The sequence below is a fragment of the Achromobacter veterisilvae genome, from assembly GCF_900496975.1.
Classification (GTDB): Bacteria; Pseudomonadota; Gammaproteobacteria; order Burkholderiales; family Burkholderiaceae_B; genus Achromobacter; species Achromobacter veterisilvae.
In genome coordinates this window covers 115,336-129,939 of record NZ_UFQC01000013.1, presented here as the reverse complement: position 1 = coordinate 129,939, position 14,604 = coordinate 115,336, and the positions used below count along the sequence as shown (strand labels likewise).

General features: G+C 69.1%; 9 protein-coding genes. 1 reads left to right on the top strand and 8 read right to left on the bottom strand.

Features of this window, described 5'->3' with window-relative positions:
- Positions 1-11: 11 nt before the first annotated feature.
- The 5 genes from AVE30378_RS14415 to AVE30378_RS14395 form a co-directional block, all read right to left on the bottom strand.
- Positions 12-740: a DUF4198 domain-containing protein gene (locus AVE30378_RS14415; protein ID WP_129241555.1), complete on the bottom strand. Its 729-nt coding sequence runs from the start codon at positions 738-740 to the stop codon at positions 12-14.
- 25 nt (positions 741-765) lie between these two features.
- The gene (locus AVE30378_RS14410) at positions 766-3,207 is read right to left on the bottom strand and encodes a TonB-dependent receptor (RefSeq protein WP_244235048.1); all 2,442 of its coding nucleotides are present in this window, start codon (positions 3,205-3,207) and stop codon (positions 766-768) included.
- Positions 3,208-3,360: 153 nt separating this feature from the next.
- On the bottom strand, positions 3,361-4,407 hold the full coding sequence (locus AVE30378_RS14405) for a FecR domain-containing protein (RefSeq protein WP_244235047.1): 1,047 nt from the start codon (positions 4,405-4,407) through the stop codon (positions 3,361-3,363).
- 21 nt (positions 4,408-4,428) lie between these two features.
- On the bottom strand, positions 4,429-4,932 hold the full coding sequence (locus AVE30378_RS14400; protein ID WP_244235046.1) for a sigma-70 family RNA polymerase sigma factor: 504 nt from the start codon (positions 4,930-4,932) through the stop codon (positions 4,429-4,431).
- Between the two features lie 109 nt (positions 4,933-5,041).
- A complete protein-coding gene (locus AVE30378_RS14395; RefSeq protein ID WP_129241553.1) occupies positions 5,042-5,947 on the bottom strand; it encodes a LysR family transcriptional regulator in 906 nt (301 codons plus the stop codon).
- 152 nt (positions 5,948-6,099) lie between these two features.
- Here AVE30378_RS14395 and AVE30378_RS14390 point away from each other — a divergent pair, with 152 nt between their 5' ends.
- Positions 6,100-6,873, top strand: a complete 774-nt coding sequence (locus AVE30378_RS14390; RefSeq protein ID WP_129241552.1) for an SDR family oxidoreductase — start codon at positions 6,100-6,102, stop codon at positions 6,871-6,873.
- 22 nt (positions 6,874-6,895) lie between these two features.
- Here AVE30378_RS14390 and AVE30378_RS14385 read toward each other — a convergent pair whose 3' ends face one another.
- The 3 genes from AVE30378_RS14385 to AVE30378_RS14375 are packed head-to-tail and all read right to left on the bottom strand — an operon-like array spanning position 6,896 to position 14,597.
- A complete protein-coding gene (locus AVE30378_RS14385) occupies positions 6,896-8,392 on the bottom strand; it encodes an efflux transporter outer membrane subunit (RefSeq protein ID WP_129241551.1) in 1,497 nt (498 codons plus the stop codon).
- Positions 8,389-11,502: a multidrug efflux RND transporter permease subunit gene (locus tag AVE30378_RS14380; RefSeq protein WP_129241550.1), complete on the bottom strand. Its 3,114-nt coding sequence runs from the start codon at positions 11,500-11,502 to the stop codon at positions 8,389-8,391. The genes AVE30378_RS14385 and AVE30378_RS14380 overlap by 4 nt, the downstream gene beginning before the upstream one ends.
- The gene (locus AVE30378_RS14375; RefSeq protein ID WP_129241549.1) at positions 11,499-14,597 is read right to left on the bottom strand and encodes an MdtB/MuxB family multidrug efflux RND transporter permease subunit; all 3,099 of its coding nucleotides are present in this window, start codon (positions 14,595-14,597) and stop codon (positions 11,499-11,501) included. Before AVE30378_RS14375 ends, AVE30378_RS14380 begins: the two co-directional genes overlap by 4 nt.
- Positions 14,598-14,604: the final 7 nt, after the last annotated feature.

The window sequence follows — 14,604 nt, the reverse complement described above, 5'->3', positions numbered from 1 at the left end:
CGCGCGGCCTCTTACTTGGCGGGCGCGGCGGCCGGGCCCGCGGGGAACGGGGCCGCGCCGTCGGCCTTGACGAAGCTCAGCGTGGTCACGTAGTTGATGCCGTCGTACTTCTCGGTGCCGGAGGCGCCCGCGCGCTCGCCGGGATTGCGGTCGATGTGGCTGGCCTCGATGACGTACTGCCCCTTCCACGGCAGGTCGAAGCGGACCTTGCCCTGTTCGTCCGAATGCGCTTCCTTGCCCCAGCCGGACTGCACGGCGACGGCAACCTTGGCCTTCGGCAGCGGCTGGCCCTTCAGCAGGACCTGGAATTCCCCGGCCGCGCCCGTCGGGACCACGTCCAGGGCGAGCTTCGGCTGCTGAGCGGCGAAGCTGGTGACATAGCGGGCGGCCGGCCAGACCCAACTGGTGATTTCCTTGTCGCCCTGCTTGAAGGTGCGCAGCGGGAAGACGGCATCCTCGACGGCGATGCTCTGGCCCTGGCCCGCGCCGGCGGACAGCACGAAGCCGTTGGCGGCCTTGGTGACGGTCAGCGGCGATTCGCCCTTGGCCGAGATCAGGGTTGCCGCCGGTTTGCCGAAATGGTCCAGCAGGCCGGGAGAGGTTTCGCGCAGGTTCTCCGCGAACTCGCCGAAGCGCAGCACCGCGGCCTTGCCGTCGGCCTGTTCCAGCCAGGCCTGGTGCGCCTGGGCCGTCGCGGCCAGGCCGAGGGTGGCGGCGATCAGGGTGAGGATTTTCTTCATTCAAGTCTCCAGACAGGGGAAAGGATCAGAATTCGACGCTGGCGGACAGAAGGAATGTGCGCGGCGCGCCCAGGCCGTTGCCGAGGCCGCCGGCCCAGTACGCCTTGTTGGTGAGGTTCAGCACGTTGGCCCGCAGCGTGACCGGATGGTCGGCGACCGTCGCGCGATACCGCGCGCCGACGTCGTAGACGGTGCGCCCCGGCACCGACAGCGCGTTGTCGGCGCTCACGTATTGCTTGGACATCGAGACGACGTTGCCGGTGAGCGTCAGGCCCTGCAGCACGGGCACGTCCCACTCCACGCCCAGCTTGCCCTGCCACGCGGGCACGCCGGTGGCCGTGCGCCCCTGGTTGACGCCCCCGGCCGTTTTGGTCAGCTTGGCCTGCGTATAGGAAATGCCGCCCAGCAGCCGCAGGTCGGGCGTGACCTCCCCGAAGAAACCGAATTCCAGCCCCCGGTTGCGCTGCTCTCCACCGAACGAGTACACGTTGGTGAACGGATCCGTATAGGCGCTGGGCCGCTCGATCTGGAATGCGCTGACGGTGCCGGCGAAGCTGCCCAGGTCGACCTTGACGCCGACTTCGCGCTGCTTGGTCTTGTAGGGCGGGAAGACCTGGCCCGCGTTGACCGCGGTGACGGGCGCGGTCGCGCCCTGGCTCAGGCCCTCGATGTAGTTGCCGTAGAGCGAGAGCCGGTCCGTGGCCTTGACGAGCAGCGCGAACGCGGGCGTGTTGGCGCCGGCATCGTAGCGCGCGGTCCGCTCGCCGGTCGCGGGATCGAAAGTGTCGCTGACCACGTTCTGGCGCCGCACGCCCGCGGTGAACAGGACGCGGTCGCCGGCAAACGACAGGGTGTCGGCGATACCGTAGCTGGTAGTGCGCAGTTCGGCCGTCTTGGGCAGCGTGGCATGCCGGAAGCTGGTGTCCACGCCCGGGCCCCAGACCGGGTCATAGATGTTGGTGATCCAGTCCTTCGCAAGCATGTTGCGCTGGAAACCGAATTTGTAGTCGTGCTGATAGTAGGTGCCGGTCAGGGCCAGTTCGTGGCCCACGCCCAGCGTCCTGAAACGCGCCCGCGTGCCGATTTCCGCGGAGTTCTTGGCGATCTGGATGCGCTGGAAAGAGACGTTGTTGCGGTAGTCGCCGCGGTCGTTGAAGATCGTGTTGGTCGAGGACGCCAGCGACTGGAAATCGGTTTCGCTGTTCCCCCAGGCGGCGTAGGCGGTGAGGTTGTCGGCGATGTCCACCTCGCCGCGCAGCATGATGGCGTCGTCCTTGGTATTGGTGAAGGTCCAGTCGGGGGCCAGCAGGGTGTCGGGCTTGGGCGGCTTGGGCACGCCCACGCCGGGCGCGAGGGAGACGCCGCGGTTCAGGCCGTTCAGGTGGTCTTCGCTGGTGTAGAAATCGGCGGACAGCCTGACGCGCCGGGTTCTCCAGTCCATGCCCAGCGCGGCAAGCTTGGTGCGCTTCGACTGGTCCTCGACGCCGGTATCGCCGTCGCGGTAGACGCCGTTGAAGCGGATGCCGAACAGCTTCTCGTCGCCGAAGCGTTGCCCCACGTCGACGTGCACGCCGAATTGCGAATCCGACGCATAGGTGCCGGTGACGCGCGCCAGCGGCTTGTCGCCGGCCCGCTTGGGCACGACGTTGATGCTGCCTCCGACCGAGCCGCCCGGCGGCATGCCGTTCAACAGGGCGGAAGGCCCTTTGAGGACTTCGATGCGCTCGGCCAGTTCGGCCGTCGCGCGGTAGTACGGAATCATGCCGTAGAGCCCGTTGTAGGCGATGTCGTTCGCCGAAACGCCGAAGCCGCGCAGGTTGAAGTATTCGGTGATCATCCCGGTGCTGCCGTTGAGATAGACGGCGGGGTCGGTCAGGCCGATCACGCGGTAGACGTCCTGGGCCTGGATGTCCTGGATGTAGTCTTCGGTGTAGACGATGGTGCTGAAAGGCGTTTCCATGAAGTCCTTCTCGCCCAGCAGCCCCACGCGCCCGCCGGTGGCCACCTGGCCGCCGGCGTAGGCCGGCGGCAGCTCGCCCGCTGCGCGGCCCGTCACGGTAATGGCCGGCAGCGCGGCGACGCCTCCTTCCGATCTCGGCGCATCCGGTATGCGGCGCAGCGTGTATTCGCCCCGCCCCTCGCGCTCGGCCTGCAGGCCCGTTCCGGCCAGCAGCAGGTCCAGCGCCTCGGCCGCGGTGTGGCTGCCGCTCAGGCCGGCGCTGCGCAGGCCCGCGGTCAGGCTGGCGTTGACGGAAATCGACACCCCGGCCTGGCGCCCGTAGCGGCTCAGCGCCTGGTCGAGCGTGCCGGCCGGAATGTCGAAACGCCGCAGCGCTCCCGCCGAGGTCTCCGTGTCCTGCGCCCGGACGGGCGCGGGCGTGGCGATGCCCGCGAGGCCCATGACGGCGGACAGCAGGACGGGCACGAACGGAACGAGAGGCGGCGGCGAGGCGTGACCCAGAGCCATATACGGATTCCTTGATGCTTGTTGATGGTCAGAAGCACCGCGGAACATCCCGTACGAGGCGCAGTCAGGCGCGGCTTCTACAGAGGAGGCCGCAGCAGACCGCAAAACCTGCCGCTTATTTTGTTACTGAATGTTTAGGCCCAGCATCGCCGCTCATCGCGGCCCGACAGTGACCCAATAGCGCGTATAGCGGCTGACGCGCACCGGCAGCCTGCGCTCCAGCGCGTCCAGAATGCGGTCCGTGGCGTCCGGGCCGTCCAGCGGCCAGGCGCCGGTGATGCGGAGGTCCGCCACGCCGGGCGCGCAACGCAGCCTTCCCGGCCGGTAGCGGCCCAGGTCGGCCAGCAAATCCGCCAGCCGCATGCCCTCGGCGCTGAACGTGCCGTCGACCCAGCTATGGCCGGCCTCGTCCAGCGGGGCGGGCGCGTGGATGCGCTTGCGCGTGAACCGCGCCTGCTGTCCCGCCATCACCAGCGCGGTCTCGCCGTCGGGCCGGCCATCCGCGTAGATGCGGACGGCGCCCTCGATGACCGCCAGCCGTGTCGGACTGCAATCCGCCTCGTCGGCGACATGGCGCACGGTGAAGCGCGTGCCCAGCGGCACCAGCGTGCCCGCCGGGCTCTCGACCACCAGCGGACGGCCCAGGGCATCGGCCGCGGTGGCGACCAGGATCTCCCCTTCGCGCAGCACGATGCGCCGCTCGCTGCCGCTGAACCGCAGGTCGACCGCCGTCGCGGTGTTCAATTGCAGGTGCGTTCCGTCTTCCAGGACCAGGCTGCGGCGTTCGCCCGTGCCGGTGCGCAGGTCGGCCAGCGCGCCGGCAAGCTGGCCGCGCCAGGGCAACTGCGCTTGCGCGAGATAGAACGCCGAGCCTCCCAGGCCGGCCCATGCCAGCGTCTTGAGCGCGCGCCGCCGGCCGGAGGTGGAGGCGGCTTTCGTCAAGGCGGCGTGCGTTGCCGCCGGCGCCAGGCGCGCTGCGCCGCCCCGCAGCCGGCCTCCCATGACCTCGAACCGCGACCACGCCGCGGCATGCGCGGGACTTTCCGCGCGCCAGCGCGCGAACGCCGCGTGGTCCTGCGCGGTCGCCGTGCCGGACGCCAGCAGCACATACCACTGGATGGCGGCGTCCACCACGTCTTCGGGAACGGGAAGCTCGGCCGCGGGCGATCCGTCCCGCGGCCGGAGGGAGGTGGCGCTCACGACGCGCAGCCGCCCGCGGCCCTATGCATAGAGCGCCTTGTAGCAGTGCGCCACGGCGCGCGTCATCGCCTTCTGCACGACGTTCACGCTGAGCGCGAGCTTCTCCGCGATCTGCGGATAGGTGTAGCCCTCGATTTGCGAATACAGGAATATCTCTCGGACCCGGTCGGGCAATCCGTCGATCAGGCGGGCGATCTCTTCCAGCGTTTCGAGAATGAGCGCGCTCTCTTCGGGCGACGGCGCCAGCGGCTCGGGCTGCGCGCTCAGCGCGTCGAGCCATGCCTGTTCCAGTGTCCGGCGCCGCCAATGGCTCACGACCAGCCCGTTGGCGATGGTCGCGAGATAGGCCCGCGGTTCGTGGATGGCATCGCGCTGGCGCCTGCCCAGGATCCGCACGAAGGTGTCGTGCGCCAGGTCCGCGGCCTCGGAAGCATTGCCCAGCTTGCGGCGCAGCCACCCCTGCAGCCATCCGTGATGGTCGGAGTACAGCGTTTCGACGATCGAAGAAGAGGATTGCTCAGTCACTGCCCACCACCCCGGCATTGCGGACGCATATGCTAAATATAAATAAGAACCATTTGCGATGTTAAGCGATGGATGGCCAAACCTCAAGGCCGGCCCAGCCGGCGCGGGCTCAGCGCAGCCCGCAGGCCGGCTTCAGCAGCGCTTCCAGCCAGTCGGCGAACACCCGCACGCGGCGCGAAGGCGGCCGCCGCTGCGGATAGAGCAAGGTCATGGGCATGGGCCCGGGCCGATGGTCGGGCATGACTTCCACCAGTTCTCCGGCGGCGATCTGCGCCTGCACGTCGTAGGCCGGGATCTGGATCAGGCCCAGCCCGGCCACGCAGCATGCGATGTAGGCCTCCGCGTTATTGACCGTGACGCGGCCGCGCAGCGGCTGGCTGCGCGTCGCGCCGCCTTCCTGCCATTCCCAGGGCGCCGGCCGTCCGGTAGTGGGCGAGGCATAGTTCACGCAGTTGTGCCGCGCCAGGTCCGCCGGCGCTGCCGGCACGCCGTGGCGGGCCAGATAGGACGGGCTGGCGACGTTTATCAGCGGCAACATGCCGATGGGACGCGCCACCAGACCGGAGTCCGGCAAGGCGCCCACCCGCAGCACGCAGTCCACCCCTTCCTCGATCAGATTGACGGCGCGGTCGGTGACGCCGAGCGCGATGTCGATCTGCGGATACGCCTCCAGGAAATCCGGCAGCGCCGGCGCGACGATCAGGCGGCCCACGCGCCCCGGCACGTCGACGCGCAAGGTGCCGCTGGGCCCGCCCGCGGCGTGGCGGAAGAGATTCTCGGCCTCTTCCATGTCGGCGATCAGGCGCAGGCAGCGCTCATAGAACGCCGCGCCTTCCTGCGTGGGCGCGACCTGGCGCGTGGTGCGGTTCAGCAGCCTCGCGCCCAGCCGCCCCTCAAGCTCCTGGACGGCGGCGGACACCGTCGAGCGCGGCAGCGCCAGCGTGTCCGCGGCGCGGGAAAAATTCGCGCACTCGACGACGCGGGCGTAGACCCGGAACAGGTCGATGCGATCCATGGGCGGCGCTCCGGCGCGGGCTGGACCGCGCATTTTATTGTTCGTTATTTCTGGATAGATATACCAGGATTATCGGTTTTATCCTGATTTTCTGGAATATATCATCGTCCGCAGAGGGCTTGCATCGGGCGGGCCGGACAGCGGAGACGGACATGGCGGACCATGGCATCAAAGGCAAAACGGTCATCATCGCGGGCGGCGCGAAAAACCTGGGCGGCCTGATCGCGCGGGATCTCGCGCAGCAAGGCGCCCGCGCGGTGGCGATCCACTACAACAGCCCCGGCTCCCGGGAAGACGCGCAAGCCACGGTGGCGGCCGTGCAGGCCGCGGGCGCGCAGGCGGTGGCGCTCCAGGCCGACCTGAGCACGGCGGGCGCGATGGAGCGGCTGTTCGCCGACGCCGTGGCCGCGGTGGGCAGGCCGGACATCGCGATCAACACCGTCGGCAAGGTGCTGAAAAAGCCCTTCACCGAAATCACCGAGGCGGAGTACGACGAGATGGCGGCCGTGAACGCCAAGTCCGCCTTCTTCTTCCTGCGCGAAGCGGGCCGGCACGTCAACGACGACGGCAAGATCTGCACGCTGGTGACCTCGCTGCTGGGCGCCTATACGCCCTTTTACGCCGCCTACGCCGGCACCAAGGCGCCGGTCGAACACTACACGCGCGCGGCCTCCAAGGAATTCGGCGCCCGCGGCATTTCGGTGACGGCGGTGGGCCCCGGCCCCATGGACACGCCCTTCTTCTATCCGGCCGAAGGCGCCGATGCCGTGGCGTACCACAAGACCGCGGCCGCCCTGTCGCCGTTCTCGAAGACCGGGCTGACCGACATCGAGGACGTGGTGCCCTTCATCCGCTTCCTGGTGTCGGACGGCTGGTGGATCACGGGCCAGACGATGCTGATCAACGGCGGCTACACCACCAAATAGGCCGCCCGTTCCGGGGCGAAGGCTAAGGCTGCGCCTGCGCGGAGCCCTGCGCCTGCGCCTCGGGCGCCGGGGGTTCCCAGCCGCCGCCCAGCGCCACGATCAGGTTCACGCTGGCGGTCAGGCGGTTGCCCAGCAGGCTCAGCGCATTGCGCTCGCTGCTGAGCGCCGTGGCGTCCACCACGGCCACGCTCAGATAGTCGACCAGGCCGGCCCTGTACTGGTTCTGGATCAGCCGCAGCGACTCGCGCGCGGATTCGAGCGCGCGGCGCTGCACGACCTGTTCGCTTTCCATGACCCGCAGTTGGATCAGGTAGTCCTCGACCTCGCGCAAGCCCGTCAGCGCCGCCTGGCGGTAGGCGGCGGCCTGCGCGTCGTAGGACGCGCGGGCCTGCTCGACCTGGGCTTCGCGCGCGCCGCCGTCGAATATCGTCATCGCCAGCGCCGGCCCCAGCGACCAGAAGCGGGCCGGCGCGGTCAGCAGGTCGGCGAACTGGCCGTTGCGGAAACCGCCGTCGGCCGACAGCGTCAGGCTGGGGAACCAGGCGGCCTGCGCCACCCCGATCTGCGCATTGGCGGCCGCCGCGCGGCGTTCCGCCGCCGCCACGTCGGGACGGCGTTCCAGCAGTTCGGACGGCAGGCCCACCGGGATCTGCGGCAGGCGCAGCGCGAACACCGCGGGCGGCAGGCTGAACTGGGACGGCGCCTGGCCCATGAGCACGGCGATGGCGTGCTCCAGTTGCCCGCGCTGCCAGTCCAGGTCGATGGATTGCGCGCGCGTGCTTTCCACTTGCGTGCGCGCCACGGCCACGTCGGCCTGGCCCGCCACGCCGACGGCATAGCGGTTCTGCGTCAACTGGAGGGACTTTTCGTACGCCGCCACCGTGGCGTCCAGCAGGCGTTTCTGCTCGTCCAGCACCCGCAACTGTAGATAGGACTGCACCAGCGCGGCCTGCGCGCTCAGGCGCGTGGCGCCCAGGTCGGCCAGGCTGGCCGCGGCGCTGGCTTCCGAGGATTCGACGCTGCGGCGCACCCGGCCCCACAGGTCCACTTCCCAACTGACGCTGCCCGTCAGCGAATACTGGTTCGACACATTGCCGCCCGACGCGGACGACGAGCCGCTCTGGCCCGCGCCGCTGCCCGAGCGCGTCAGGCCGGCGCCCGCGCCCACCGTCGGGAAGAAGCCGGCGCGCGCGCCGCGCACCAGCCCCAGCGCCTGCCGGTAGTTGGCCTCGGCCTGGGCGACGGTCTGGTTCGAGGCGTTCAGGCGCTCCACCAGGCCGTCCAGCGTGGCGTCGTCATACACCCGCCACCATGCGCCGCGGTCGGCGTCGTCGCTCGGCCGGGCCGGCTTCCAGCCCTCCACCTCGCCCTGCCCTTCCTTGTAGGCCGCGCCCACGTCCAGGGCCGGCCGCTGGTAGTCGGGGCCGACGGCGCAGGCGCCCAGCAGCGCGCACAGCGCCGCGGCGGCGGCGCCGCGGGGAAGGAAGGCATTCGGGAAGAACTTGGCGTTGCGCATCATGTTTGTTCTGGGGTAGCGGCCGATCCGTTCCCACGGGCGCGCCCGCGCGCGGCCCACAGGCGGAAACGGTCCAGGTAGAGATAGACCACGGGCGTGGTGTACAGCGTGAGGATCTGGCTCAGGACCAGACCGCCCACGATGGTAATGCCTAGCGGCTGGCGCATCTCGACGCCGGCGCCGGTGGCCAGCACCAGCGGCAGCGCGCCGAAGATGGCGGCCATGGTCGTCATCATGATCGGGCGGAAGCGCGTCAGGCACGCCTGGAAGATGGCGTCGCGCGGGCTCATGCCCTGGCCGCGCTCGGCCTCCAGCGCGAAATCCACCATCATGATGGCGTTCTTCTTGACGATGCCGATCAGCAGGAACACCCCGATCAGCGCGATCAGGGTGAAGTCGTAGCGCACCAGCAGCAGCGCCAGCAGCGCGCCCAGGCCGGCCGACGGCAGGGTCGACAGGATGGTCAGCGGATGGACGAAGCTTTCGTACAGGATGCCCAGCACGATATACATGGTGACCAGCGCCGCGAGAATCAGCCAGGGCTGTTGCGCCAGCGTCTGCTGCAAGGCCGCGGCCGTGCCCTGGAAGCCCGCCTGGATCTGGTCCGACGGCAGGCCGATGCGCGCCACCGCCGCGTCGATGGCGTCGGTGGCCTGGCCCAGCGACACGCCCGGCGCCAGGCTGAACGACACGGTATCGGCCACGAACAGCCCCTGGTGCTGCACGCTGAGCGGCGCGTTGGCGTTCTGAAGCCGCGTGAACGCCGAAAGCGGCACGCGCGCGCCCTCCGCCGTGATGACCTCGACCTGCCTGAGCGATTCGATATCCTCGGCGAACTTCGGGTCCACGCCCAGCACCACGTGGTACTGGTTCAACGGCCCGTACATCACCGACACCTGGCGCTGGCTGAACGAATTGTTCAGCACGGTGGAAATGGTGGCCATGCTGACGCCGAGCCGGGTCGCGGCCTCGCGGTCGATCACCAGGTCGATCTGGCGGCCCTTGTCTTCGACGTCGGTGTCCACGTCCGTGATCTCGGGGATCTTCGCCATCGCCTGCTGCACCTTCGGCATCCAGGTGCGCAGCAGTTGCAGGTCGCCCGACATCAGCGTGTAGTCGTAAGAGCCCTGGCTCTGGCGCCCGCCGATCCGGATGTCCTGCTGCGACACCAGGAACATGCGCGCGCCCGGCATGTTCTGCAGCCTGCCGCGCAGCCGGTTGATGACCACCTCGGCCGACACCTTGCGCTCTTCCAGCGGCTTGAGCTGGATCTGCATGAAGCTGCTGTTGCTGCCGCCGCGGCCGCCAGCGTAGCCGGTCATGCTCTGCACCGCCGGATCCGCCAGCACCACCTTGCGCAGCGCCTCCAGCTTGGGCAGGGTCGCCTGGAACGACGTGCCCTGGTCGACGCGGAAAAAGCCCAGCAACTGGCCCGTGTCCTGCTGCGGAAAGAAACCCTTGGGCACCACCGTGTAGAGGTACACGTTCAGCCCCACCGCGACGGCCAGCGTCAGCATCATCAGCCGGCCGTGTTCCAGCGCCCAGCGCAGCGAACGGCGGTAGCCGCCCAGCATGGCCTCGAAACCGCGTTCCGACCAGCGCGCCAGCCTGCCGGGCGGGCGCTCTTCTTCGGGCTCGTTGCGCAGCAGGCGCGCGCACATCATCGGCGTCAGGGTCAGCGACACCACCAGCGACACCAGGATCGCGGCCGACAGGGTCACGGCGAATTCGCGGAACAGGCGCCCGACCACGCCGCCCATCAGCAGGATCGGGATGAACACCGCCACCAGCGACAGGCTCATCGACAGCACCGTGAAACCGACCTCGCGAGAACCGCGCAGCGCAGCGCGCATGGGCGACATGCCGCGCTCGACGTGGCGCATGATGTTCTCGAGCACCACGATGGCGTCGTCCACCACGAAGCCCGTCGCCACGATCAGCGCCATCAGCGATATGGTGTTCAGCGTGTAGCCGCAAAGGTACATGATGCAGAAGGTGCCGATCAGCGACACCGGCACCGCCACGCTGGGAATGATTGCCGCGCGCCAGCGCCGCAGGAACAGCAGCACCACCAGCACCACCAGGCCCACCGCGATGACCAGCGTCAGCTCCGCCTCGTGCAGCGACGCGCGGATGCTGGGCGTGCGGTCCTGCGCCACCGTCATGGTCACGTCCGCCGGCATCAGGGCCTCCAGGACCGGCAACTGGGCGCGCACCGCGTCCACCGCCTCGATGATGTTGGCGTCCGCCTGGCGCCGCACGATCATCAGGATGGCCTTGCGGTCGTTGTAGAAACCGGTCTGGTACAGGTCTTCGACCGAATCCTCCACCTTGGCCACGTCCGACACCCGGACCGGCGCGCCGTCGCGCCAGGCCACGATCAGCGGCCGGTACTGCTCGGCGCGGCTGAGCTGGTCGCTGACCATGATCTGCCAGTGGTAGCGGTCGTTCTCCAGGACGCCCTTGGGGCGGTTGGCGTTGGCGTTGGCCAGGGTCGCGCGCAGCTCGTCCAGCGACACGCCGCGGTTGGCCAGCGCGCCGGGCAGCACGGTCACGCGCACGGCCGGCAGCGAACTGCCGCCCACCGTCACCTCGCCCACGCCCTCCACCTGCGACAGCTTCTGCGCGACGATGGTCGAGGCGATGTCGTAGAGCTGGCCCTGGCTGAGCGTGTCGGAGGTCAGCGCCAGCGTCATGATGGGCGCGTCCGACGGATTGGACTTGTGGTACGTGGGGTTGCTGCGCAGGCCGGTCGGCAGCAGCGAGCGCGCCGCGTTGATGGCCGCCTGCACGTCGCGGGCGGCGCCGTTGATGTCGCGCGAAAGATCGAATTGCAGCGTGATGCGGGTGGACCCCTGCGAGCTGCTGGACGTCATTTCGGTCACGCCGGCGATGCTGCCCAGCGAGCGTTCCAGCGGCGTGGCCACGCTGGAAGCCATGGTCTCCGGACTGGCGCCGGGCAGGCTGGCCGATACCGAGATGGTGGGAATGTCCACCTGCGGCAGCGGCGCCACCGGCAACAGGAAAAAGGACAGCAGGCCTGCCAGCACGACCGCCAGGCTCAGCAGCGTGGTCGCCACCGGCCGGACGATGAAGGGCGCCGACAGGATCATGACGCATCCTCCGCCGCCGGCGCGCGCGCGCCGCGCCAGCGGCGCGACATGCGGTCGAACATCAGGTAGATGACCGGCGTCGTGAACAGCGTCAGCACCTGCGACAGCAGCAGCCCGCCCACCATCACCAGGCCCAGCGGCTGGCGCAGCTCGGCGCCGGTGCCGGACGACAGCATCAGCGGCAGCGCGCCGAACAGGGCGGCCAGCGTCGTCATCAGGATCGGGCGGAAGCGCAGCAGCGCCGCTTCATGGATGGCCGCCCGCGGGCTCAGGCCCCGCTTGCGCTCCGCGTCCAGCGCGAAGTCGATCATCATGATGGCGTTTTTCTTCACGATGCCGATCAGCAGGATGATCCCGATGATGCCGATCATGTCGAGTTCGGTGCCGCTGATCAGCAGGGCCAGCAGCGCGCCGACCCCGGCCGACGGCAACGTCGACAGGATGGTGATCGGGTGGATGTAGCTTTCGTACAGCACGCCCAGCACGATGTACATCGTGACCACGGCCGCCAGGATCAGCCACAGCGTGCTGGACAGCGAGTTCTGGAACGCCAGCGCCGCGCCCTGGAAGCGCGTCTCGACGCCGGTGGGCAGGCCGATTTCGGCCTCGGCCGCGGCGATGGCCTCGACCGCGTCGGACAGCGAGGCGCCCGGGGCCAGGTTGAAGGACACCGTCACCATGGGGAACTGGTCCAGCCGGTTCACGGCCAGCACGGTCTTGCCCTCGGTGATGTGCGCCACGGACGACAGCGGCACCTGCCCGCCCGCCGAGGTGGGGATGTGGATCTGCCCCAGCGAGGCCGGCGTCATCTGGAACTGCGGCTGCACTTCCAGCACCACGCGGTACTGGTTGGACTGCGTGAAGATCGTGGAGATCAGCCGCTGGCCGAAGGCGTTGTAGAGCGCCTCGTCGATCACCGCCGCCGTGATGCCCAGCCGCGAGGCCGCGTCGCGGTCGATCTCGACCCAGGTCTGGAGGCCGTCGTCCTGCAGGTCGTCGGTCACGTCCTTCAGGCCCGGCACCTGCCGCAGGCGATCCAGCAGCCTGGGCGTCCATTCGCTGAGCACCTTCAGGTCGGGGTTGGACAGCGTCATCTGGTACTGCGTGCGGCTGACGCGGTCTTCGATGGTCAGGTCCTGCACCGGCTGCATATAGACCGTCAGGCCATCCTGCCTGGCCAGCGAGGCTTCCAGGCGGGCCATGACCGCGCGCAGGTCGCCCTCGCGCTCGGCCTGCGGCTTGAGGGCAATCTGCATGCGCCCCGCGCTGAGCGTGGCGTTGCTGCCGTCCACGCCGATGAACGAGGACACCGCCTCCACGTCCGGATCCTCCAGCACGAGGCGCGCGGCCGCCTGCTGGCGCTCGGCCATCGCCGGGAACGAAATGGATTGCGGCGCCTGGGTGATCGCCTGGATCAGGCCGGTGTCCTGCTGCGGGAAGAAGCCCTTGGGAACCACCATGTACAGCAGCACCGTCAGCGCAAACGTCGCCAGCGCCACCAGCAAGGTCAGCGGCTGGTGGCGCAGCACGACTTGCAGCCAGCGGTCGTAGCCGGCGATGACGCGGTCGATGAAGGCGCCGGTGGCGCGGTGGAAGCGGCCGTGCTTCTGCTCGGACTCGGCGCGCAGCAGGCGCGCGCACATCATCGGCGTCAGGGTCAGCGACACCACCAGGGAAATCAGGATGGACACGGCCAGCGTGATGGCGAATTCGCGGAACAGCCGCCCCACCACTTCCGTCATGAAGAGCAGCGGAATCAGCACGGCGATCAGCGAGAACGTCAGCGAGATCAGGGTGAAGCCGATCTGCGCCGCGCCCTTGAGCGCCGCCTGCAAGGGCGTCTCGCCCTCTTCGATGTGGCGGGCGATGTTCTCGATCATGACGATGGCGTCGTCCACCACGAAGCCGGTGGCGATGGTCAGCGCCATCAGCGTCAGGTTGTTGATGGAGAACCCGGCCAGATACATGATGCCGAAGGTGCCCACCAGCGACAGCGGCACGACCACGCTGGGAATCAGCGTGGCCGTCATGCTGCGCAGGAACAGGAAGGTCACCATGACCACCAGCGCCACGGCCAGCAGCATTTCGAACTGCACGTCGGCGACCGAATCGCGGATGGTCTGCGTGCGGTCGGACACCACGGTCACGTCCAGCGTGGCGGGCAAGGCGGCGCGCAACTGCGGCAGCAGTTGCTGGATCCGGTTGACCACGTCGATCACGTTGGCGCCCGGCTGGCGCTGGATGTTGAGCAGGATGGCGGGCTTGTCGCCGGCCCAGGCGGCCTGGCGCGTGTCTTCGGCGCCCTCCACCGCGCGCGCCACGTCGGACAGGCGCAGCGGCGCGTTGTTCTTGTACGCGATGATCAGGTCGTTGTAGTCGGTGGGCGTCTTGAGCTGGTCGTTGGCGTTGATGGTGGTGGAACGCTGCGGGCCGTCCAGGTTGCCCTTGGGCTGGTTCACGTTGGCGCCGACGATGGCCGTGCGCAGGTCCGACAGGGCCAGGCCGTTGGCCGCCAGCGCCTGCGGATTCACCTGCACCCGCACGGCGGGCCGCTGCCCGCCCGCCACGCTGACCAGGCCCACGCCGGGAATCTGCGACAGCTTCTGCGCGACCCGCGTGTCCACCAGGTCGCGCACCTGCGGCAGGGGCATGGTGGGCGAGGTGATCGCCAGGGTCAGCACCGCCGCGTCCGCCGGGTTCACCTTGTTGTAGGTCGGCGGCACCGGCAGGTCGCTGGGCAGCAGGTTGGAAGCGGCGTTGATGGCCGCCTGCACCTGCTGCTCGGCCACGTCCAGCGGCAGACTGAGGTTGAACTGCATCGTGATGACCGACGCGCCGCCCGAACTGGTGGACGACATCTGGTTCAGGCCCGGCATCTGCCCGAACTGCCGCTCCAGCGGGGACGTGACGAGCGAGGTCATCACGTCGGGGCTGGCGCCGGGGTACAGCGTCACCACCTGGATCGTCGGATAGTCCACTTCCGGCAGGGCCGACACGGGCAGCAGCCGGTAGGCGATGAAGCCGGCGATCAGGATGGCCACCATCGACAGCGTGGTGGCCACCGGGCGGAGGATGAACAGGCGCGACGGGCTCACGGCGTTT